This is a genomic window from Pseudomonas sp. 2995-3, assembly GCF_002742565.1.
GTDB lineage: Bacteria > Pseudomonadota > Gammaproteobacteria > Pseudomonadales > Pseudomonadaceae > Aquipseudomonas > Aquipseudomonas edaphica.
This window is the reverse complement of sequence record NZ_LJSB01000223.1, coordinates 169,866-190,913: the sequence shown is the minus strand read 5'-3', so window position 1 is coordinate 190,913 and position 21,048 is coordinate 169,866. Positions and strand designations below refer to the sequence as shown.

Below are 21,048 nucleotides of genomic sequence, written 5' to 3'. Positions count from 1 at the left end.
GTGCGCAAAAATTTCGTGAAAAATCAGGGAGTACTCAGGTTTTTCGATTACAGGCCGAAAGCCTATCAGACAAGCTGGAATTGTCGATGCAGCACACAATTATAAAAAGCACGGAGTGACAGGACGATGAACAGTTTGCGCAGCATGTCGATCAGCCGCCGTCTTTGGCTGATCCTGATAGTCGCCGTGTTGATGCTGCTGACCCTCGGGTTGCTGATGCTCAAGCAGATCCATGGCGACCTCTACCAGGCCAAACGCCAGCAGACCCAGCACGTGGTGCAAACCGCCAGCGGCGTGCTGGCTTACTACCAGAACCTTGAAAAAACCGGCGTTCTCACCCGCGAGGCCGCGCAACAGCAAGCCCTCAGTGCAGTCCGTGGCTTGCGCTACGACCACGATGATTACTTCTGGATCAACGACCTGACGCCCGTGATGATCATGCACGCGGCCAACCCCAAGCTCGACGGCCAGAACCTCTCGGCCATCCGCGACCCGGACGGTTTTGCGGTGTTCAATGAATTTGTGCTCCTGGCCAAGGCCAAGGGCGCCGGCATCGTCAACTATCGCTGGCCTAAACCGGGCGCCGACGCGCCGGTGGAGAAAACCTCGTATATCCAACTGTTCGAGCCGTGGGGCTGGATTATCGGCTCGGGCGTGTACGTGGACGATGTGCAGGCCGAATTCACCGGCCAGGTGTGGAAAGCCTCGTTGATCGGCCTGGGCATTGCGCTGCTGATGGCGCTGTTGGTGATCCTGATCGCGCGCAGCATTGTGCATCCATTGCAGGCGGCAGTGAATGCCATGGGCAATATTGCCAGCGGCGAAAGCGACCTGACCCGCACCCTCGACACCCACGGGCGCGACGAGGTCACTCAATTGTCGCAGCACTTCAATAGCTTTACCGCCAAGCTGCGCCAGGTGGTCGGCCAATTACAGGAGTGTGCCAACGCGCTGGGCCAATCTTCCACGGAACTGGGCACCAATGCCAGCCAGGCCCACGACCGTAGCCAGCAACAATCCCAGCAGATGGAGCTGGTGGCTACCGCGATCAACGAAGTGACCTATGGCGTGCAGGACGTGGCAAAAAATGCCGAGCATGCCGCCAGCGAAATGCGCGACGCCCAGGCCCAGGCGCAGCAGGGCCAGGTGAATATCGACGGCAGCCTGCAACAGATCGACCAGCTCTCCAGCACCATCAGCCAGGCCGTGGAGGTGATCCGCACGCTGTCCAGCGAAAGTACACAGATTGGTGGTGTGCTGGAAGTGATCCGTTCGATTGCCGACCAGACCAACTTGTTGGCCCTCAACGCCGCCATCGAGGCGGCGCGTGCCGGTGAACAGGGTCGCGGGTTTGCCGTGGTCGCCGATGAAGTGCGGCTGTTGGCCCAGCGCACGCAGAAATCCACCGCCGAAATCCAGGTGATGATTGAGCGCCTGCAAGGGCATTCGGAAGCGGCGGTCAAAGTGATCAGCGACAGCCACAGTGCCTCGCAACTGACCATTGAACAAGCTGGCCAGGCAGGTGCGAGCCTCACCGCCATTGGCCAGGCGTTGCGCAACCTCAATGGGCTGAATGCCTCGATCGCCAGCGCGACCTTGCAACAGGCGCACGTGGTGGAGGATATCAACCAGAACGTCACCCAGGCGGCGGGTTTGTCCCACAGCACGGCGCTGGCGGCGGAGCAGTCCAGTGTGGCGAGCGCGCATTTGCGTGGGTTGAGTGAGCAGCTTGGAGGGTTGTTGCGCCAGTTCAAGATCTAGCACTCATGCTCGTTCCCACGCTCCGCGTGGGAACGCCGCCACGGACGCTCTGCGTCCAGGCCTGACGCGGAGCGTCTGGGGATGCATTCCCACGCAGAGCGTGGGAACGAGCATTCCTCCGCCCCACCATCTTGGTTACAATCACCGCCCTCACCCACTCTCCCAAGGAACCGCCATGTCCGGGCTTGAATTGTTCGCCGCCGCCCTGGGGGTGATCGCTGTCTGGCTGACGGTCAAGCAAAACCCATGGTGCTGGCCCATCGGCCTGGTAATGGTGCTGCTCTACACCTGGGTGTTCTTCGACGTAAAACTCTATTCCGACATGCTCCTGCAAGTGGTCTACGCCGCCCTGCAACTCTACGGCTGGTGGCAGTGGACCCGCGCCGGTGAGGTCGCGCAGGGTCGCCAGGTCACCAGCCTGGGCTGGTCCGCGATCATGGTCAGCCTCACCGTCGGTGCCGTGTTCAGTGGCCTGCTCGGCGCCGCCATGGCCCACTGGACCGATGCCGCGCAACCCTGGCTCGACGCCGCACTCACCGGTTTCAGCCTGGTGGCGCAAATGTGGATGGCGCAAAAACGCGTGCAATGCTGGCCGCTGTGGATCGCCGTGGACGTGATCTTCGTCGGCCTGTTCCTCTACAAAGGCCTCTACCTTACCGCCGCGCTGTATGCACTGTTCACCGCGATCGCCGTACAAGGCTGGCGTGAATGGCGCGCCGACCCGGCGTTGCACGCATGAAAGTGGTGGTACTGGCCGGCCCCGAATCCAGCGGCAAAAGCTGGCTGGCCGCGCAACTGCACGCCCGTTTCGGTGGGCTGATGGTGGGTGAATACGTGCGCTACTTCATCGACCATTACCAGCGCGACACTACCCTGGCGGACATCCCGGCCATCGCCCGTGGCCAACTGGCCTGGGAAGACGCTGCGCGCGCCGAGCAGCCTCGCCTGCTGATCCTCGACACCCACCTGCTGACCAACAAACTCTGGAGCCAGACCCTGTTCGGTGATTACCCGGCGTGGCTGGATGATGAGTTGCTGGCCCGCCATTACGACCTGCACCTGTTGCTGTCCCCCGAGGACGTGGAATGGAGCGCCGACGGCCAGCGCTGCCAGCCGGAACTGGCGGATCGCCGGGTGTTTTTCCAGGGCAGCCTGGACTGGATCGAACAGCATCAGCAACCCGCCCTGGTGATTCGTGGCGACTGGGAAGCACGCCGCGCCATAGCCTTTGAGGCGGTCGAGCAACTGCTTGCCCAGCCGTGCCGAGGACATCTTGCATGACCATCTCACTGCGTATCGCCATTGTCGGCGCCGGCCCCGGCGGTTTGACCTTGGCGCGTATCCTCCACCGCCACGGCGTGGCCGCCTGCGTATTCGAACGCGAACGCGGGCCTCTGGAACGCCCCCAGGGCGGCACCCTGGATCTGCATGTCGAATCCGGCCAACTGGCGCTGCAGCAGGCCGGGCTGGAAGACGCCTTCCGGCGTATCGCGCGCTATGAAGACCAAGGTGCGCGCCTGATGGATCAGCACGGCCATCTGCTGTTCGAAGCCCCCAACCCCGATGACGGCGAGCGCCCGGAAGTCGACCGCACCCAATTGCGCCAGATCCTGCTGGATTCGCTGCCTGAAGGCTGTGTGAAATGGGGTGTGAACATCAATGACATCCGCCCGGCCGGTGTTGCACGCTGGACACTGCATCAAGGCGAGATCACCCACGGCCCCTTCGACCTGGTGGTCGGTGCCGATGGCGCCTGGTCCAAACTGCGCCCATTGCTCTCGCCCTACCTGCCGCAGTACAGCGGGCTGACGTTTATCGAATTCGGCATCGATGATGTCGACCGCCAACACCCGCACATTGCCACGCTGGTGGGGCGCGGCAGCCTGCAAGTGCTGGGCGGCGCCAAAGCGATCATCGTGCAGCGCAACGCCCATGCGCATCTGCGCGGGTATGCGATTTTTCGCGTGCCCACCGAGTGGGCAGCCGACCACCTCAGCCTGCCTGCACTCAAGGCTCAGTTTGCAGGCTGGCACCCGGACATTCTGGCGCTGTTTGAAGCGGCAAATGCAACCGTCCTGGCCAGGCACATCCACGCCCTGCCGGTGGGCCATCGCTGGGTCCACCGCCAGGGGTTGACGTTGATTGGGGATGCGGCGCACCTGATGTCGCCGTTTGGCGGCGAAGGCGTGAATGCCGCGATGCTCGATGCGGCCGAACTGGCCCAGCAGCTGCTCCACACGCCTGGCTGCTCAGCCGCAGTGCAGGCGTATGAAAACCACATGTTCGAACGGGTGATACCGGCAGCCCAGGGCAGCGCCGAGGGCGCCGCCATCCAGTTATCCCATGACAGCCTGGCGCTGTCCCTGGCCTTCCTGAATCAACACCTCACACCTCAGTAACCGAGCGACAACCCGGTATTGCGGCGTGGGTCGTTAGCCCCGTAGAAACGGTTGTTGCCCACCGGCTTGCCACCCAGCGAAGGCGCACCCACCAGGATCGCCGCCAAGTGGTTGGCATCCTGGGGGCCGGCAAACTTGTGGCCCCAGCTTTCCAGAATCTTCTGGGTGTCAGGGCTTACCGCGAAGGTTTCCAGGTTGGTGGTTTCAGGCATCCACTGCTGGTGGAAGCGTGGCGCGTCCACGGCTTCCTGGATGTTCATCTTGTAGTCGATGACATTGAGGATGGTCAGCAAGGTCGCGGTGATGATCCGGCTGCCGCCCGGCGTACCGACCACCATCACCGTCTTGCCATCCTTGGTGACGATGGTCGGGCTCATCGACGACAGCGGCGCCTTGCCCGGTGCGATGGCGTTGGCTTCGCCCTGCACCAGCCCGTACATGTTCGGCACACCGACCTTGACGGTGAAGTCGTCCATTTCATCGTTGAGGATCACCCCGGTCTTGCTCGCCATCACGCCGGCACCGAACCAGTCGTTGAGGGTGTAGGTCACGGACACCGCGTTACCCCACTTGTCGACGATCGAATAGTGCGTGGTGTTGTTGCCTTCATGGGGCGACACACCCGGCTTGATCGCCTGGGAATCACCCGCCTTCTGCGGCTCAATGGCGGCACGCAGCTTGGCGGCGTAGTCCTTGTCCAACAGGTGCGCGATAGGGTTCTTGACGAAATCCGGGTCACCCAGGTAGCTGTTACGGTCCACGTAAGCGTGACGCATCGCTTCGATCTGGTAGTGCAGGCCTTGGGCCGAGTGATAGCCGAGGTCGGCCATCGGGTAACCTTCGAGGATGTTCATGATCTGGCAGATCACCACACCGCCGGAGCTTGGCGGCGGTGCCGAGACCACGTGGTAGCCACGGTAGTCGCACTCGATGGGCGCCAGCTCGCGAGTCTTGTATTTGTCGAGGTCGGCCTGGGTGATGATGCCCTTGCCGGCCTGGCTGGAATCCACCAGCGCCTTGGCCACCCAGCCTTTATAAAAGCCGTCGGTGCCCTTGGCGGAGATTTCCTTGAGGGTCTTGGCCAGGTCTTTCTGCACCAGTTTCTGGCCGACCTGCATCGGTTGGCCGTTGTGCAGGAAGATCCCGCGCAGGTCTTTGTCTTTTTCGAACTCGCCGGTGGCGGTGTGCAGCAGGTCGATATCGCCCTGCTCCAGTTCAAAGCCGTTTTCGGCCAGTTTGATCGCCGGGGCAATCACTTGGGCGCGCTTGAGGGTGCCGTATTTGTTCAGCGCGGTTTCCATGCCGGACACGGTGCCGGGTACGCCGACGGCCAAGTGGCCCTTGGCGCTGAGGCCGTCGATCACCTTGCCGTCTTTGTCCAGGTACATGTCGGCAGTGGCCGCCAGCGGGGCTTTTTCACGGAAGTCCAGGAAGGTCTTGCGCCCATCTGCCAGCTGCACGGTCATAAAGCCGCCGCCACCGAGGTTGCCCGCTGCCGGGTACACCACGGCCAGCGCATAGCCCACGGCAACCGCCGCATCCACCGCGTTGCCGCCGGCCTTGAGTACATCCACGCCAACATGAGTGGCCAAATGCTGGGCGGTCACCACCATGCCGTTTTCACCGGCCACCGGGGCCTGTGACGCGGCTTGCACGCCGTTGACCGTCAACACCAGCGCAGTGGCAATCAGGGTACGGCTGAAGGGTTGGTATTTCATCCATGGCTACTCTATTTATTGAGGTGCACCAAAATAGCCCGACTAGGATCCAATCCCCAGCGCAATGGCGTTTTTATTACAGAACTTGTCGGTCATAGAACGGGCACGAAAAAGCCCATGCTATATTTCGCGCCCAGACTGGCGGCAAGGCGCTTTGTGATGGCGATCAAGAAGACCGGAATTCGAACGCAACAGGCCGACCAGACACGTGCGCGTATCTTGCAGGCGGCAGTCAAGGTGTTCACTCGCGACGGCTATTCCGGTGGGCGCGTCGACACTATTTCCAAGGCCGCCGACTCCAATGACCGCATGCTTTATTACTATTTCGGCAGCAAGGAACACCTGTTCGTCTGTGTGCTGGAACATGTCTATGAACAGTTCAATAAAGCCGAAAGCAAACTCAAGCTGGACCTGGGAGACCCCGTGCAAGCCTTGCGTGAACGGGTGGCATTTATCTGGAGCTACTACGTCAAGCACCCCGAGTTCGTAGCGATCCTGAGCATCGAGAATCTGCACCAGGGCAAGCATGCCCAGCAGTCCGGCGAGATGCGCAGGTTGTCGGGCGAAGCGGTTGGCGTGTTGCGCCCGATCATCGAAGCCGGCCAGGCCCAAGGTGTGTTTCGCCAGGACATCGACCTCAAGCACGTGTATTTGATGATTGCCTCGCTGTGCTACTTCTACAACTCCAACCGCCACACGCTCAGTTCGTTCCTGGGTGAAGACTTGGGGGATAAGGAGCATCAGCAGGATTGGCTGGGGTTTATCAGTGACTTGGTGCTGCGTGGTGTAACGCCGATTCCACTGTAGCAACCGGCTCATCCTGTGGGAGCTGGCTTGCCTGCGATGGCGGTCTTTTGGTGTACATATCCGTCACCGCAGCAACGGATATACACCCATAGCCCCTCTCAAAAGCACCACCGAAACAAATAAAACAATCCCATGCTCAACAGCACCGTAATCAACACGCTACGCGTCCAAAACATCAAGGCCACCGCGCAGACTCCCGCCAGCAAGTAAGGATTCGTGGGGCTCAAATTCAGCGTGTGATCAGCGAGAAAAATAATCGGCCCGCAGATCGCCGTCAGCATGCCCGGCACCGCAAACCCCAGGAACTCCCGCGCCCCCCGATTAAGCCGTACCGGCAGGCGCGGCTCGATAAACAGGTATCGGTTAAGAAAAACCACCAACCCCATGGCCACAATCATGATGTAGATCACTTCTGCCCTACCCCCAGCCGCTTGCAGGCAAACCCCGCACTCATGCCCAACACCCCGGACACCACCACCGCCGACTCCCAGTGCAAAAAGCTCAACCACACCGAAAACAGCAACGACACCGCCACGCACACAACCGTCGGCACATCACGCACCACGGGAGTGATCAACGCGATAAAGGTGGCGGCAATCGAAAACTCCAACCCCAACTGGTCAAGCCCGGGAATGCTTTTGCCAAGCACGATGCCAGCCAGGGTGAAGAGGTTCCAGGCGATGTAGAACGTCAGGCCCACCCCCAGCGCATACCAGCGATTGAACGTCTCGCGGTCATAGTGGTTGACCAGCGCGAAGAACTCATCGGTCAGCAGAAAGCCCAGGCTCATGCGCCAGCGGGCGTTGAGTGACGAGAGTGTCGGGCGCATGTGCATGCCGTAGAGCAAATGTTGGGAAGTCAGCAGCAGCGTGGTCAGCACGATCGAGATCAGGCTGGCGCCGCTCTTGACCATGCCGATGGCCACCAGCTGCGCGGCACCGGCAAACACGATGGCGGACAAGCCTTGGGCCTGCAGCGGGGTAAATTGCGCATCAATGGCCATGGAGCCGGCGAGCAGCCCCCACGGCGCACAGGCCAGGGATAACGGGATAACGGCGATAGCGCCGCGGGCGAAGGCGTAATGCGGTAAGGCAGTGGGCATGGAGACGGCTCATCGACAGACAGTCGACAAGCATGCCAGCGTTTAAAGCGGGTTGTCTTGAACGATCTTGCTCACTCAGGCGAGCTTGACCGATACCTGCTCCACCGAGTCGCGCGCCTCACGCAATTCATGGGCGTCCTGATTGAGCCGGTGAATGGTGTTGAGCAGGCGTTGGCGCAGCACTTCATCGCCGAGCTTTTCGACGGCGCGCATCAGGTCAAACGCCGCGGTTTCGTTATTGTCCGCGACGGAATCGAGGGTCTTGCGCAGGTTGCGAGTGGCACGGGTCACGCGGGTTCATCCTTCATCAGCAATGGGCAGGCACTTTAGGACATTCGTGTTTCATTTTAATTTCAGTCACTTGTGGTGGATTGAGCGGGGTTTGATCCACATCAATCGAATTCAGGAATTGACCTACATATATGGTTATTCGTATATTCGAATAACCATATACAAAGAAGACCCTGATCATGTCGGCCCCCTTCTCACCGCCCACCCTGTTCAAATGCCTGGCTGACGCGACTCGCGCCCGCTTGACGTTATTGATCCTGCGCGAAGGCGAACTTTGCGTGTGCGAACTGATCCATGCTCTGGACGACAGCCAGCCAAAGATCTCCCGGCACCTGGCGCAACTGCGCAATTGCGGGCTGCTGCTGGATCGTCGTCAGGGCCAATGGATCTACTACCGCATCAACCCGGCACTGCCCGCCTGGGTCACGCAAGTGCTGGACACTACCTTGCAAGCCAACCAACCCTGGTTGCACCACGACGCGCAGCGTCTTGATGCCATGGGTGACCGACCACAACGGGCCAGCACCTGCTGCTGAGCCATCGGAGCGTTTATTCATGCTTGTCGCAATTGGCATTTTTATCTTCACCATCGTTCTGGTCATCTGGCAGCCCAAAGGCCTCGGGGTCGGCTGGAGTGCAAGCATGGGCGCCATTCTGGCCCTGGCCTGCGGGGTGATCAGCCTGGCGGATATTCCGGTGGTGTGGCACATCATCTGGAACGCCACCGGCACCTTCGTTGCGCTGATCATCATCAGCCTGTTGCTCGACGAGGCCGGCTTCTTTGCCTGGACCGCCCTGCACGTGGCGCGCTGGGGCCGTGGGCGTGGCCGGCGGCTGTTTGCCTATATGGTGTTGCTGGGCGCGCTGGTCTCGGCGCTGTTTGCCAACGACGGCGCCGCGTTGATCCTCACGCCCATCGTCATGTCGATGCTGCTGGCCTTGCGCTTTTCCCCGGCGGCCACCCTGGCGTTTGTCATGGGCGCTGGGTTTATCGCAGATACCGCGAGCTTGCCGCTGGTGGTGTCGAACCTGGTGAACATCGTCTCGGCGGATTACTTCAAGATCGGCTTCAACGAGTACGCGGCGGTGATGGTGCCGGTGAACTTCGTCAGTGTCGCCGCCACCCTTGGGGTCCTGCTGTGGTTCTTTCGCCGCGATATTCCCCAGGCCTACGACCCGGCCGACCTGGAAGACCCCGCCAGCGCCATCCATGATCGTGCGACCTTTCGCGCGGGCTGGTGGGTGCTGGGTATCTTGCTGGTGGGCTGTTTCGCGCTAGAGCCCCTGGGCATTCCCATCAGTGCAATTTCCGCCGTGTGCGCCGTATTGCTGCTGGTGATCGCCGCCAAGGGCCACAAGATCTCTACGCGCAAAGTGTTGAAAGAAGCGCCGTGGCAGATCGTGGTGTTTTCCCTGGGTATGTACCTGGTGGTCTACGGCCTGCGTAACGCCGGCCTGACCACCTACCTCGCGACCTGGCTCGACACTTTTGCCACCTACGGCGTGTGGGGCGCGGCCATGGGCACCGGCGTGCTGACGGCGCTGTTGTCGTCGGCGATGAACAACCTGCCGACGGTGCTGATCGGCGCGCTGTCGATCGAGTCCAGCCATGCCGTGGGCGTGGTCAAGGACGCGATGATCTACGCCAACGTGATCGGCAGCGACCTGGGCCCCAAAATCACTCCGATCGGCAGCCTGGCCACCTTGCTGTGGCTGCATATCCTGGCGCGCAAAGGCATCACCATCACTTGGGGTTATTACTTCAAGGTCGGCATCGTGCTGACCTTGCCGGTGCTGTTGATCACCCTCGCCGCCCTCGCCTTGCGCCTGAGTCTCTGAAGGAAATACCGCTATGAAAGTCCTGTTCATGTGTACCGCCAACAGCTGCCGCAGCATCTTGTCCGAGGCGATGTTCAACCACCTGGCGCCAGCAGGTTTCGAGGCGATCAGCTCCGGCAGTTTCCCCAAGGGCCAGGTGCTGCCGCGCAGCCTGAGCACGTTGCAGGCAGCGGGCATCAGTACCGAAGGCTTGTACAGCAAGGGCAATGAGGCCTTTGAGGGCAGCCCGCCGGATGTGGTGATTACAGTGTGCGACAAAGCTGCGGGCGAAGCGTGCCCGGTGTATTTCGGGCCGGCGGTGAAGGCGCACTGGGGGTTGGAAGACCCGTCGAATGTTCAGGGTGACGAGGCCCGTGTAGACGCCGCCTTCAAGGCCACGCTCAGCACCATCGAAAGGCGTTGCAAGGCGTTCCTGGCCTTGCCCTTCGCCCAACTCAGCCCTGCCGAGTTGAAGGCAGAACTGGCCCGCATCGCAGCGCTTTAACCGGAGAACACAATGACCACCCTGCCCAATCTCAACAGCACCCTCGCAGGCCCGCTGCCTGTCGGGCCTGGCCACCCGCCGCGCATCCTGCTGCTTTACGGCTCCACACGCCCGCGCTCATTCAGCCGCTTGCTGGTGGAAGAAGCCGCGCGGCTGTTGCGCCACTTCGGAGCCGACACGCGAATTTTCAACCCTTCGGGCCTGCCGTTGCCCGACGATGCGCCCATCGATCACCCTAAAGTCCATGAGCTGCTGGACCTGATGCAATGGTCCGAAGGCCAGGTGTGGTGCTCGCCCGAGCGCCACGGTTCGATGTCGGCAGTGTTCAAGGCCCAGCTCGACTGGGTGCCGCTGGCCCTCGGTGCCGTTCGCCCGACCCAGGGCAAAACGCTGGCGGTGATGCAGGTGTCCGGCGGCTCGCAATCGTTCAACACCGTCAACCAACTGCGCGTGCTGGGGCGCTGGATGCGCATGTTCACGATCCCCAACCAATCCTCGGTGCCCAAGGCGTTCATGGAGTTCGATGACCAGGACCGCATGAAACCATCGGCGCTTTACGATCGCGTGGTGGATGTGATGGAAGAGTTGGTGAAGTTCACCGTTTTGCTGCGTGATCGCCCGGACCTGGTGGACCGCTATTCAGAGCGTAAGGAAAGCGCCGATGAGCTGTCGCAGCGTGTCAACCAACGGTCGATTTGAGCAGCCCTGCTGGCGTATGCTCGTGCCAACCGCATCCTGAGCTGAATCATGAGCACTCTGCACCACGCCTTGCTGGGCAACTACGAAGTCAGCAGTACAGCCTGCACGGGCCTGACCTTTGCCAGACACAGCCATGATGAGTGTGTAATCGGCGTCAACCTGGTCGGTGAGGAAAAGGTCTGGCTGGACCGCCGCGAATTCGAAGCCGGGCCGGGCAGCATTACCCTGTACAACCCCGGTCAGATTCAAGGTGGCGGCGCGGCGCAAGGCGCGCCTTGGCACTTTGTCAGCCTGTATGCCACAGCCGATCAGCTGGCGGCTGACCTTGGGTTGGCGCAGCTGGAGTTCGATCGCTCGTTGTGCTTTCAACCTGATCTGGCGCAGCGCCTGGCGGTAGCGGTGAAAGGCGCCTTGAGTACCGATGCATTGGTCCGCGATCTCAATGAAGAGGCGTTGGTGTTGCTACTGGGTGAAGTGGTCGGCGTCAGTGGTGTACGTGTGCCTGGCAGCATGGCAACGGGCAAAAGCATGATCAGCCGAGCCCAGGAATTGCTCGCTGCACACTTGCATCAAGGGTTGCCCCTGGACCACCTCGGCGATGAGCTGGGATTGTCCAAATTCCATCTGCTGCGCGCTTTCCAGAAGGAAACCGGACTCAGCCCGCGCCAGTGGGCGATGCAACTGCGCACCCGCCGCGCCAAAAGCCTGTTGCGCAACGGGGTGGCGGCCGGCGAAGTCGCCCATGACTTGGGCTTTGCTGACCAAAGCCACCTCAACCGCCATTTTCGCGCCGCCTATGGCATCACGCCCGGCCGCTATCAAAGCGTGTTGAAGCGCTGAACAGCGCAATCTGGTTCAAGACGAACGCTTTCCCCATCGCCACACTGCCTGGACTTTCTTGAAGGAACGCGGGCATGTTAACGATCTTCTTTTATGCGCTGGTATTCGGTTTTGTGTTTTGCCTCTCGCCCGGTGCCGTGCTGGCGGAAACGTTGCGCCGTGGCTTGCTGCACGGTTTTACCCCGGCCTTGCTGGTGCAGATCGGCTCGCTGGTAGGCGATGCGGTGTGGGCGGTGATCGGTCTCACCGGCATTGCCTTGCTGATCCAGCATGACGCGGTGCGTGTGCCCCTGACGGTGGTCTGCGCGCTGTACCTCGCCTGGCTGGGTATCCGCAGCTTGATTGATGCCTGGCGCTTGCCCGAGGCGAGCGACGCGCCCGCCAGCTCCGGGAAAAATGCGCTGGCGGTGGGCGCGGCGATTTCACTGGCTAACCCGAAAAACATCGTCTATTGGGGCGCGCTGGGCAGCGCCTTGTCCGGCATCGTCGGGGCTGCGCCCAGCCATGGGCAAACGCTGATGTTTTTTGCAGGCTTTATGCTGGCCTCGGTGTTGTCCTGCTTTCTGATTGCAGCGTTGGTCAACCTGCTGCGCAAGAACGCCTCAGCGTTATGGCAACGCATCAGTTATGGCGCCTGTGGTGTGGTATTGATTTATCTGGCAGTTCTGGCCGCGCAAGGCATATGAAGTTATATAAGGTGAAACTTGTCTGCGCCTCTTATCTGAATGAACTCTGAACACAGGGTAATTTAACTCATCCTGCGTTGACATTTTGCAACCAGCTAAGTAGATTGCCCCTGCCCACAACTGGGGCCTTTTTTAAACCTCACAAAAGAAGCCAATGGACACAGTATCTAGTCGCTGTCCGAGCACCGTTCACGCGGGCATCGGGCGCCAAACCCAGAATATGACAGGACTCGCCTTCCAGGTCCGGTAAGCTGCGCTAGAGCTTGATGCTCCACCGTAACTGCCTCACCGGTCGCCCGTCCGGTCCCGAGGTGTGTTATGACCTTTCAACTGATTGTTTTGCCTGACATTCGCACGCTAGCCGCAGCCCTGCGCGCCAAGCTGTGCCGCGAGCCCGCTGGCTTTTCACCTACCCGCTCGGCCTTTGCTGCACCCTCTCCCCTAGCCAGTAAAGATCAGCTGCGCCCAGCTCCCCCGCTGGCGCACTGGCGTGTCTGCCCTGCCAGCGGCCAATTGCTGCAGCACTGGGACCACGCCGACCCTCAAGACCCGCAGAGACCTCAGGTTTCCACCCTGGCTCAAGCCAGCCTGTTGCTCGGTTTTTACCTGAGCAATCGCGCCGCTTAAACCAGCTGGAAACAGCAACTTCCTGATAATTATTCTGGAGTTCGTTATGAACACATCCAGTAGTAGCCCGCTGCGCGCCAGTTAACTAACGCGCACTTGGCGGGCGCTGTAGAAGTTATGTGAACACCCTATTTAAACCGATCGCGAAGTCCGCGGCTCGGCATGCTTTCGCTCGCCTGTATTCAGGTAAGTACCGGGTATGTTTTGTCGAGAATTGGCGACAGGAGTACAGACAATGAGCGCCGTAAAAAACACGCCTCTGCACAAAAAGAATGGCACCGACACCGACACCAAACTGTCGATGCGTGCCGCCCGTGAAGCCCAGAACGGCCTGTCGGCTACTATGGCCAACGTCCGCGCCACCCAGGACGGCCTGACCGAACTGGACGCTTCGGCACGTCTGCAACGCGAAGGCTACAACGAAGTGGCCCACGACAAGCCGCCTCACGCCATCGTCCAGTTCCTGCAGGCACTGAACAACCCGTTCATCTATGTACTGCTGACGCTCGCCGGGATCAGCTTTGTCACTGACTACTGGTTACCATTGCAGGCCGGTGAAGAAGTGGATTTGACCAAGGTCATCATCATCATGACCATGGTGCTGCTCAGCAGCCTGCTGCGTTTCTGGCAGGAGCACCGCTCGGCCAAATCCGCCGAAGCCCTCAAAGCCATGGTGCGCACCACCGCCACCGTATTGCGCCGCGAGCAAGTCGGCAGCCAGCCGATCCTGCGCGAAGTGCCGATGCGCGACCTGGTCGCCGGTGACATCGTGCAGCTGTCTGCCGGCGACATGATTCCGGCCGATATCCGCCTGATCGAATCCCGCGACCTGTTTATCAGCCAGGCCGTGCTGACCGGCGAAGCCTTGCCGGTAGAGAAGTACGACACCCTGGGCGATGTCACGCAAAAATCCGCCTCTACACTGGCGGCCGACCAAGGCAACCTGCTGGACCTGCCGAACATCTGCTTCATGGGCACCAACGTGGTCAGCGGTCGCGCCAAGGCCGTGGTGGTCGCTACCGGGCCGCGCACTTACTTCGGCTCCCTGGCCAAGGCAATTGTCGGCTCCCGCGTGCAAACCGCCTTCGACCGTGGGGTGAACAGCGTCAGCTGGCTGTTGATCCGCTTCATGCTGGTGATGGTGCCGATCGTGTTCTTCCTCAATGGCTTCTCCAAGGGTGACTGGGGCGATGCCTTCCTGTTTGCCCTGGCGGTGGCCGTGGGCCTGACCCCGGAAATGCTGCCGATGATCGTCAGCGCCAACCTGGCCAAGGGGGCTACCGCCATGGCCAAGCGCAAAGTGGTGGTCAAGCGCCTCAATGCGATCCAGAACTTCGGTTCGATGGACGTGTTGTGCACCGACAAGACCGGCACGCTGACCCAGGACAAGATCATCCTTGAGCATCACGTCAACGCCTTCGGCCAGCGTGATGACGCAGTGCTGTCCCTGGCCTGGCTCAACAGCTTCCACCAGAGCGGCATGAAGAACCTGATGGACCAGGCCGTGGTGCAGTTCTCGGAGCAGAACCCCAAGTTCCAGTTGCCACTGGCCTACAGCAAGGTCGATGAACTGCCGTTCGACTTCGTACGCCGTCGCTTGTCGATTGTGGTGCGCGACACGGCCGGCGACCAGTTGCTGGTGTGCAAGGGCGCCGTAGAAGAGATGTTGAGCATCTCCACGCACATGCTCGAAGGTGGCACCGCCGTGCCGCTGGATGATCAACGTCGTGAAGAACTGTTGGCATTGGCCAACGACTACAACGAAGACGGCTTCCGCGTCTTGGTGGTGGCGACCCGCAATATCCCTAAATCCATGGCGCGCCAGCAGTACACCACCGCCGATGAGCGCAACCTGGTGATCCAGGGTTTCCTGACCTTCCTTGATCCACCCAAGGAAACCGCAGGCCCGGCGATTGCCGCACTGCAACAAATCGGCGTAGCGGTAAAAGTGTTGACCGGCGACAACGCTGTGGTCACCAGCAAGATCTGCCGACAGGTCGGCCTCGAACCCGGCCAGCCGCTGCTGGGTGTGGAAATCGAAGCGATGGACGACGCCACCCTGCTGCGCCGCGTCGAAGAACGCACAGTGTTTGCCAAGCTCACGCCACTGCAGAAGTCCCGCGTACTCAAAGCCTTGCAAGCCAACGGCCACACCGTGGGCTTCCTCGGCGACGGCATCAACGATGCCCCGGCGCTGCGTGATGCCGATGTGGGTATCTCGGTGGACAGCGGCACCGATATCGCCAAGGAATCGGCCGATATCATCCTGCTGGAAAAGAGCCTGATGGTGCTGGAAGAAGGCGTGCTCAAGGGCCGCGAAACCTTCGGCAACATCATGAAGTACCTGAACATGACCGCCAGCTCCAACTTCGGCAACGTGTTCTCGGTGCTGGTGGCCAGTGCGTTCATCCCGTTCATGCCGATGCTGGCGATTCACCTGCTGCTGCAAAACCTGATGTACGACATCTCCCAGCTGGCCTTGCCGTGGGACAAGATGGACAAGGAATACCTGGCCAAACCGCGCAAGTGGGATGCGAAAAACATCGGCCGCTTCATGATCTGGATCGGGCCGACCTCGTCGATCTTCGACATCACCACCTTTGCGCTGATGTGGTACGTGTTCAGCGCCAACAGCGTGGAAATGCAAACCCTGTTCCAGTCCGGCTGGTTTATCGAGGGCCTGCTCTCGCAAACCCTGGTGGTGCATATGTTGCGCACCCGCAAGATCCCGTTCTTTCAGAGCACGGCTGCCTGGCCGGTGTTGATGATGACCACCATCGTCATCTGCCTGGGGATCTACGTGCCGTTCTCGCCGCTGGGCACCCTGGTGGGCCTGGAGCCGCTGCCGCTGGCGTACTTCCCATGGCTGGTCGGTACCCTGCTCGCCTACTGCTGCGTGGCCCAACTGATGAAAACGATCTACATCCGCCGCTTCAAGCAGTGGTACTGATCACCCCCGCCGTTTAAACGGTGGCGGTCGCCCGATCGCCACCGTGCATCACAAGGACCCTGACTATGCGCATCCTGATCTGTGCAGGTCGTCATTACGCCGACACCAAAAAGACCCGCCAAGTGCTGGACGCCTACCACCGCTTGCGCCCGGTACAGGTATTGATACACGGCGGCAACCAGTTCCTGGGCAGCGACATCGAGGAATGGGCGCGGGAAATGAGCATCGACGTGGTGCGCTACCCGCCCAATTGGCAACGCCACGGCAAGCAGGCGGAACGCCAGCGCAACCATTTCATGCTCGCCGACAGCCGCCCCGACGTGATCATCGCCCTGCCGGGTGGTGACGACACCTCGGAGCTGGTCTGCCAGGCCAAAGCCAGCGGCATTTCGGTGCTGACCGTAGAAAGCTGAATTCAAGCGAGGTGCATCATGCACAAAAAACACAGCCCTGAACGTCACGACGGGTTTGCCAAATATCGCGCGCGCCATTATCGCGGCGCTCGCCACACCCTGCTGTTGCTGCCACCGGCCAAGCGCCGCGCGCTGCAACGTAACCTGATCTTTATCGGCACCACACTGGGCCTTATTTTACTGATCGCGCTGTGTTCAAAAGCCCAGGCGGCCGGCGGCTCCTACGTGGTCGACGACGGCGGGATCAACGATCCGGGCGAGTGCAGCGTCGACGCCTGGTACACCGCCAACCGGCATCAAGGCAACATTCATAACCAGACGCTTAACCCGGCGTGTACCTTCAGCGCGCTACCTGCCGTGGAATGGAGTGCAGCACTGTCGCGCGCCAGCAATGCGGGGGAAGCCGAGACGCAAATCAGCCCGCAGGTAAAGGCCCAAGTGTGGTCGCAGGAGGCGTTGGGGCTGCAAATCGCGGTGTCTGCCACCAGCCACTTTGCCCTGGACCGCCAGCATGCATTCGACGGCGCGGACTTTAATGTACCGTTGACCTGGCAACCGGTGCAGGCATTGCGCCTGAGCCTCAATGGCGGCTGGACCCATGCCTATAATGGCGGTGAACAAAACCACCGCCTGACGTGGGGCGCAGGCTTTGAGTACCAGTTGGCAGACGCGCTCACGCTGATCGGGGAGCGCTACGGCCAGGAAGGCGGCGACCAGGCTTGGCAGGCCGGGCCGCGGTTCCATGTGGGCAAGCTGGTGGATGTGGATGTGGTGGTCGGGCAGAGCCTCACCGGTGATCACAACCAATGGTTGACCACCGGCGCGACCGTGCGTTTTTAAGGTTTTTTAGCTTGCTGCTCCAGGTGTAGTTGCAACTCTGGTTCGAGTCGCAACTGCGCCGCCAATTCGTCTAGATAGCTGCGTTCCTTCGGCGCCTGGTCATTGACCAGCATCACGCTGGCCAGGTAGACCTCGGCCGCCATCGCCCCGTCACCGGCATATTCGGCAAAATCGGCGGCGTTCAGCGGCTTGGCGACTTCTTCGTCGAGCCACTGCTGCAATTGAGGGTCGTCGGTATGGCGGCCTATCTCGGCTGAGATCATTTGCTTCTCGTTGTCATCGATACTGCCGTCGGCCTTCGCTGCCGCAATCAGAGCGCGTAACACCGCATGGCTATGAGCTTCAGCTTCCTGACCATCAAGCTGGTCAACCGTCTGGATGGCTTGCTGCGGTGCGCTGGCCTGCTGGCGTTGCCAGGCCTGGTACGCCTGGAAAGCCGCCATGCCCAAGGAGGCCAATGCTGCGTAGTTCATCCCACCGGAGCGCGTTTGGGGGGTGCCACTTGCAGGTGCACCGCCCAACAATCCGCCCAGGCCACCTAATAAACCACCCAGCCCACCGCCTGCCGAAGCGTTGGTGCCGCTGGCGGAGCTGTTCAACAGGCCGCCCAGCAAGCCACCCAGGCCGCCGAGCCCACCGCCCTGCGCACCGCCTGAGCCGCCGCCTTGCTGGCTGGCACGCAGCAGTTGTTCCAGTAAATTGCCGGTATTCATGGTGTCACTCTCCCGCAGCGTAATATTGGCGTTCAACAACCATACCCCGCCTGCGCAGGAACACCAAGACCGCCGAGCGGGCACGCCTTATGATGGCCTCACCACGTTGAAGGAGAAACCTTGTGAACCGTCTTGAGCACATAGTGTTGATGGCTGACTACAACCAGTGGATGAACCGCAAAGTCTATGCCGCCGCCAGCCAGCTTACCGACGCAGAGCTGACCACGGACCGGCAGGCGTTCTTCGGCTCGATCCTCGGCACACTCAATCACCTGACGCTGGGGGACACGGTGTGGCTCAAGCGATTTGCCGAGCATCCGGCAGGCTTTGCCCGGCTGGCGCCATTAACGTCGATTGCCACGCCCTCTGACTTGAAGCAACTGGCTTTCGCCAACCTGCGCGAGCTGGCGGCCCGCCGCACCTGGCTGGACCAACTGATCATCGACTGGGCCAACAGCCTGCGCGAGCCCGATCTGGACCAGCGCTTGCAGTACCACAACATGCGCGGCGTGGCGAACCACAAGCCGTTCTTCGCGCTGCTGGTGCATTTTTTCAACCACCAGACCCACCACCGAGGCCAGGCAACCACGTTGCTGACCCAGGCGGGCGTGGACGTCGGTGATACCGACTTGCTGGCCCTGATTGATTGAACTCAGCGGGCACTGAAGGTGGCGTAAGCCTGCATCAAGCGCGGGAAGTCCTGCGGCTCGGGCAGTTGCGCGAAGCTTTCGAGCGCCGGCGTCGCGGCCCAAGGCAGTTTTTCGCTGGTCCAGGTTTCCATGAACGGCACGTAATCGCGGGCGTTATCCAGCAAGGTTGCGCGCACATTGACGAACTCATCGATGCCATGGGGGCGCGTAAACAGCCAGCTCATGCAGTGCGGGCAGCAATAATGGCGGTCCACGCCGTGCAAGCCACCTATCACCGGGCAACCCTGGGTCACGGTGAAGCCTGCGGCCGGAATCAACGCGCTAAGGGAAAACGCACTGGCGGTCATCTTCTGGCAGCCGTTGCAATGGCACGCCATGGTGATTACCGGCGGCAAACTCACACTGAAACGCACCCGGTTACAACGACAACTGCCTTCCAGCGGCAAGGTTTCGACGCTCATCACTCACTCCTTTTCATGATTGTTGGCACCGCAGGGTAACGTGAACTGCCCCCGGAATAAAACCGAACGCCGCGCCGCCTGCGAGGTCACAACCCTGAGGGTGCGGGGTTGTTTGCCCGCGCCCTGCCCACGCGCCGCCGCTGCTTTATGGCCGCGCGTACCCCCATAAGAAGGAGACGCTTACATGGTCACTCACTTCAAGGTCGCCGGGCATCTGGCTTGCGGCCATCACGGCAGCAACCTCACGTCCAGCACCGAGCTGAACCGAGTCAAATGCCGCACCTGCCGCAATACCGACGCCTACAAAGAAGCGCGCCGCACCCAGCGCAACGCTGCCCGCCGCTCCGCGCGCAAAGCCAAAACCCATACTGCCGTTGACTGGCGCAGTGCCTGGACGCAACGCCTCACCGACTTGCCTGGGCTGCAGCGCCTGCCACGCGGTTTCAGTGGGCAGCCATTTGTCTGAGCTGTTCAGGCGTTGAAAACAGATTAACCCGGTTCCCATCGGGATCCTGCAGCAGATGCTAGATGTCAGTGCGCCTTGTGCTCGGCTGGCGGTGCATCGGCCTGCAACTTCTGCACGTCGCTGACCGCCAGCTCACTCGACTGGCCGCCCCAACCCTGGCGCAGATAATTGAGCAGGTCGGTCAGCTGTTGGTGATTGAGCTTGTCGGCAAAGCCCGGCATCGGTTGCATGCGCTCGAACCCGGTGAATTGCTGCTCGCCGATGCCGTCCTCGATCACCCGCAGCAGGTTGCGCGGGTCTTCCAGGCGCAGCGTGGTGTTGCCGCGCATGGCCACCGCGATGTGCGGCTTGCCCTCGCCGTTCGGCGCGTGGCAACCGGCGCAGACGTTCAGATAGTCCTGGCGGCCGCGTTGGGCGCTCGGGCTCATAACGTCCAGCGACGTCTCGCTCAGCACCTTGGCCACCGGCGGTTGATCGCCCAGCAGGAAAGTCGCCATGGCGGCCAGGTCCGGATCGCTCAGGCCCTGGGTGCTGTTGTGGAACACCGGGAACATCTCATTGAACATCGTGCCCTGGGCACTCATGCCGTGCTTGAGAAAGGTGCTCAGGTCCTGATGATTCCAGCCGCGAGCGGCCAGGTCATTGGCCAACAGGCTGGGTGCCAGATAGCCATTGAGCAGGCCGCCGGTCAGGCGTTTATCCTGCTGCATTGCGCCGGGCAAGCCCCGAGGCGTGTGGCATTCGCCGCAGTGGCCGAGCACCTCGACCATGTATTGGCCACGCTGGAATGCTTCACTTTTGCCCTCGGTCGGGGCAAGTTTTACATCCTTGCCGTAGAGCATGTTCCAGCCCATCAGGCCCAGACGAACGTTGAATGGAAAGCTCAGGCGGGTAACCGGCGCCGCACGCTCGATAGGCTCGATGGTTTTCAGGTACGCATGGATCGCGTCCGAATCTGCACGGGGCATCAAGTGGTACGAGGTGTACGGCATCGCCGGGTACAGATTCGCGCCGTCCCGGCGTTTGCCTTCAGTGAGCGCGGCGAAGAATTCGTCATCGGTGTACAGGCCAATGCCGTGCTCTTTGCTCGGGGTGATGTTGGTGCCATAGATGGTGCCGAACGGCGAAATGATCGGCAGACCGCCTGCAAACGGTGCGCCACCCGGTGCGGTGTGGCAGGCCATGCAGTCAGCGGCGCGGGCGAGGTATTCGCCGCGTTTGACTTGATCATCCGCGTGCGCCAACAACACCGGCGTAGCCAGGCCAACCGCCAGCGCAAGACGGGAAAGTAGTTGCTTCATG

At 61.1% G+C, this 21,048-nt stretch carries 24 protein-coding genes; 17 read left to right on the top strand and 7 right to left on the bottom strand.

Annotated elements, in window-relative coordinates:
- Window positions 1–126: 126 nt before the first annotated feature.
- The 4 genes from AOA62_RS21870 to AOA62_RS21855 all read left to right on the top strand — a co-directional run bounded on the left by AOA62_RS21870 (window position 127) and on the right by AOA62_RS21855 (window position 4,160).
- On the top strand, window positions 127–1,761 hold the full coding sequence (locus AOA62_RS21870) for a methyl-accepting chemotaxis protein (protein ID WP_099549726.1): 1,635 nt from the start codon (window positions 127–129) through the stop codon (window positions 1,759–1,761).
- A gap of 175 nt (window positions 1,762–1,936) precedes the next feature.
- On the top strand, window positions 1,937–2,500 hold the full coding sequence (pnuC, locus tag AOA62_RS21865; protein WP_017138825.1) for a nicotinamide riboside transporter PnuC: 564 nt from the start codon (window positions 1,937–1,939) through the stop codon (window positions 2,498–2,500).
- Window positions 2,497–3,042 (top strand): AAA family ATPase, encoded by a 546-nt coding sequence (locus tag AOA62_RS21860; protein WP_099549725.1) that lies wholly within the window; start codon window positions 2,497–2,499, stop codon window positions 3,040–3,042. Before pnuC ends, AOA62_RS21860 begins: the two co-directional genes overlap by 4 nt.
- Window positions 3,039–4,160 carry an NAD(P)/FAD-dependent oxidoreductase gene (locus AOA62_RS21855; RefSeq protein WP_099549724.1) on the top strand — a complete coding sequence of 374 codons (1,122 nt, stop codon included), beginning with the start codon at window positions 3,039–3,041 and terminating at the stop codon, window positions 4,158–4,160. The genes AOA62_RS21860 and AOA62_RS21855 overlap by 4 nt, the downstream gene beginning before the upstream one ends.
- Here AOA62_RS21855 and ggt read toward each other — a convergent pair.
- Window positions 4,154–5,878 (bottom strand): gamma-glutamyltransferase, encoded by a 1,725-nt coding sequence (gene ggt / locus AOA62_RS21850; protein ID WP_099549723.1) that lies wholly within the window; start codon window positions 5,876–5,878, stop codon window positions 4,154–4,156. The genes AOA62_RS21855 and ggt overlap by 7 nt on opposite strands.
- 159 nt (window positions 5,879–6,037) lie before the next feature.
- Between ggt and AOA62_RS21845 the strand changes: the two genes are divergently transcribed.
- Window positions 6,038–6,685 carry a TetR/AcrR family transcriptional regulator gene (locus AOA62_RS21845; RefSeq protein ID WP_017138828.1) on the top strand — a complete coding sequence of 216 codons (648 nt, stop codon included), beginning with the start codon at window positions 6,038–6,040 and terminating at the stop codon, window positions 6,683–6,685.
- Between the two features lie 98 nt (window positions 6,686–6,783).
- Here AOA62_RS21845 and AOA62_RS21840 read toward each other — a convergent pair whose 3' ends face one another.
- From AOA62_RS21840 to AOA62_RS21830, 3 genes are all read right to left on the bottom strand, one after another.
- Window positions 6,784–7,095: an AzlD domain-containing protein gene (locus AOA62_RS21840; RefSeq protein ID WP_017138829.1), complete on the bottom strand. Its 312-nt coding sequence runs from the start codon at window positions 7,093–7,095 to the stop codon at window positions 6,784–6,786.
- On the bottom strand, window positions 7,092–7,787 hold the full coding sequence (locus AOA62_RS21835; RefSeq protein ID WP_017138830.1) for an AzlC family ABC transporter permease: 696 nt from the start codon (window positions 7,785–7,787) through the stop codon (window positions 7,092–7,094). The genes AOA62_RS21840 and AOA62_RS21835 overlap by 4 nt, the downstream gene beginning before the upstream one ends.
- Window positions 7,788–7,862: 75 nt before the next feature.
- Entirely contained in the window at window positions 7,863–8,078 is a 216-nt protein-coding gene (locus AOA62_RS21830) for a hypothetical protein (protein ID WP_017138831.1), read from the bottom strand.
- A 179-nt stretch (window positions 8,079–8,257) separates the two neighbouring features.
- Here AOA62_RS21830 and AOA62_RS21825 point away from each other — a divergent pair, with 179 nt between their 5' ends.
- The 10 genes from AOA62_RS21825 to AOA62_RS21780 all read left to right on the top strand — a co-directional run bounded on the left by AOA62_RS21825 (window position 8,258) and on the right by AOA62_RS21780 (window position 17,456).
- Window positions 8,258–8,614, top strand: coding sequence for a metalloregulator ArsR/SmtB family transcription factor (locus AOA62_RS21825; protein WP_099549722.1), 357 nt, complete (start codon window positions 8,258–8,260; stop codon window positions 8,612–8,614).
- 19 nt (window positions 8,615–8,633) lie between these two features.
- A complete protein-coding gene (locus AOA62_RS21820; RefSeq protein WP_099549721.1) occupies window positions 8,634–9,917 on the top strand; it encodes an arsenic transporter in 1,284 nt (427 codons plus the stop codon).
- A gap of 13 nt (window positions 9,918–9,930) precedes the next feature.
- Window positions 9,931–10,401, top strand: coding sequence for an arsenate reductase ArsC (locus tag AOA62_RS21815; protein WP_099549720.1), 471 nt, complete (start codon window positions 9,931–9,933; stop codon window positions 10,399–10,401).
- A 12-nt stretch (window positions 10,402–10,413) separates the two neighbouring features.
- Window positions 10,414–11,100, top strand: coding sequence for an arsenical resistance protein ArsH (arsH, locus tag AOA62_RS21810; protein ID WP_099549719.1), 687 nt, complete (start codon window positions 10,414–10,416; stop codon window positions 11,098–11,100).
- A gap of 48 nt (window positions 11,101–11,148) precedes the next feature.
- Complete coding sequence (locus AOA62_RS21805; protein ID WP_017138837.1) at window positions 11,149–11,940, top strand: AraC family transcriptional regulator; 792 nt, start codon at window positions 11,149–11,151, stop codon at window positions 11,938–11,940.
- Window positions 11,941–12,014: 74 nt separating this feature from the next.
- Window positions 12,015–12,626: a LysE family transporter gene (locus tag AOA62_RS21800; protein ID WP_017138838.1), complete on the top strand. Its 612-nt coding sequence runs from the start codon at window positions 12,015–12,017 to the stop codon at window positions 12,624–12,626.
- A 318-nt stretch (window positions 12,627–12,944) separates the two neighbouring features.
- Window positions 12,945–13,253 carry a hypothetical protein gene (locus tag AOA62_RS21795; protein WP_099549718.1) on the top strand — a complete coding sequence of 103 codons (309 nt, stop codon included), beginning with the start codon at window positions 12,945–12,947 and terminating at the stop codon, window positions 13,251–13,253.
- A 235-nt stretch (window positions 13,254–13,488) separates the two neighbouring features.
- The gene (gene mgtA, locus AOA62_RS21790) at window positions 13,489–16,203 is read left to right on the top strand and encodes a magnesium-translocating P-type ATPase (RefSeq protein WP_099549717.1); all 2,715 of its coding nucleotides are present in this window, start codon (window positions 13,489–13,491) and stop codon (window positions 16,201–16,203) included.
- A 65-nt stretch (window positions 16,204–16,268) separates the two neighbouring features.
- Window positions 16,269–16,616, top strand: a complete 348-nt coding sequence (locus AOA62_RS21785) for a DUF2493 domain-containing protein (RefSeq protein WP_026013827.1) — start codon at window positions 16,269–16,271, stop codon at window positions 16,614–16,616.
- 18 nt (window positions 16,617–16,634) lie between these two features.
- The gene (locus AOA62_RS21780; protein ID WP_099549716.1) at window positions 16,635–17,456 is read left to right on the top strand and encodes a hypothetical protein; all 822 of its coding nucleotides are present in this window, start codon (window positions 16,635–16,637) and stop codon (window positions 17,454–17,456) included.
- Here AOA62_RS21780 and AOA62_RS21775 read toward each other — a convergent pair.
- Window positions 17,453–18,169 carry a tellurite resistance TerB family protein gene (locus AOA62_RS21775; RefSeq protein WP_099549715.1) on the bottom strand — a complete coding sequence of 239 codons (717 nt, stop codon included), beginning with the start codon at window positions 18,167–18,169 and terminating at the stop codon, window positions 17,453–17,455. The genes AOA62_RS21780 and AOA62_RS21775 overlap by 4 nt on opposite strands.
- Before the next feature lie 122 nt (window positions 18,170–18,291).
- On the opposite strand from AOA62_RS21775, the gene AOA62_RS21770 reads away from it, so the two are divergent.
- The gene (locus tag AOA62_RS21770) at window positions 18,292–18,819 is read left to right on the top strand and encodes a DinB family protein (protein ID WP_099549714.1); all 528 of its coding nucleotides are present in this window, start codon (window positions 18,292–18,294) and stop codon (window positions 18,817–18,819) included.
- Between the two features lie 2 nt (window positions 18,820–18,821).
- Here the strand turns inward: AOA62_RS21770 and AOA62_RS21765 are convergent, their stop codons facing one another.
- Window positions 18,822–19,280: a GFA family protein gene (locus AOA62_RS21765; protein WP_017138845.1), complete on the bottom strand. Its 459-nt coding sequence runs from the start codon at window positions 19,278–19,280 to the stop codon at window positions 18,822–18,824.
- A 184-nt stretch (window positions 19,281–19,464) separates the two neighbouring features.
- Between AOA62_RS21765 and AOA62_RS21760 the strand changes: the two genes are divergently transcribed.
- A complete protein-coding gene (locus tag AOA62_RS21760; RefSeq protein WP_099549713.1) occupies window positions 19,465–19,746 on the top strand; it encodes a hypothetical protein in 282 nt (93 codons plus the stop codon).
- 65 nt (window positions 19,747–19,811) lie between these two features.
- Here the strand turns inward: AOA62_RS21760 and AOA62_RS21755 are convergent, their stop codons facing one another.
- Window positions 19,812–21,047, bottom strand: a complete 1,236-nt coding sequence (locus AOA62_RS21755; protein WP_099549712.1) for a cytochrome c — start codon at window positions 21,045–21,047, stop codon at window positions 19,812–19,814.
- Window position 21,048: the final 1 nt, after the last annotated feature.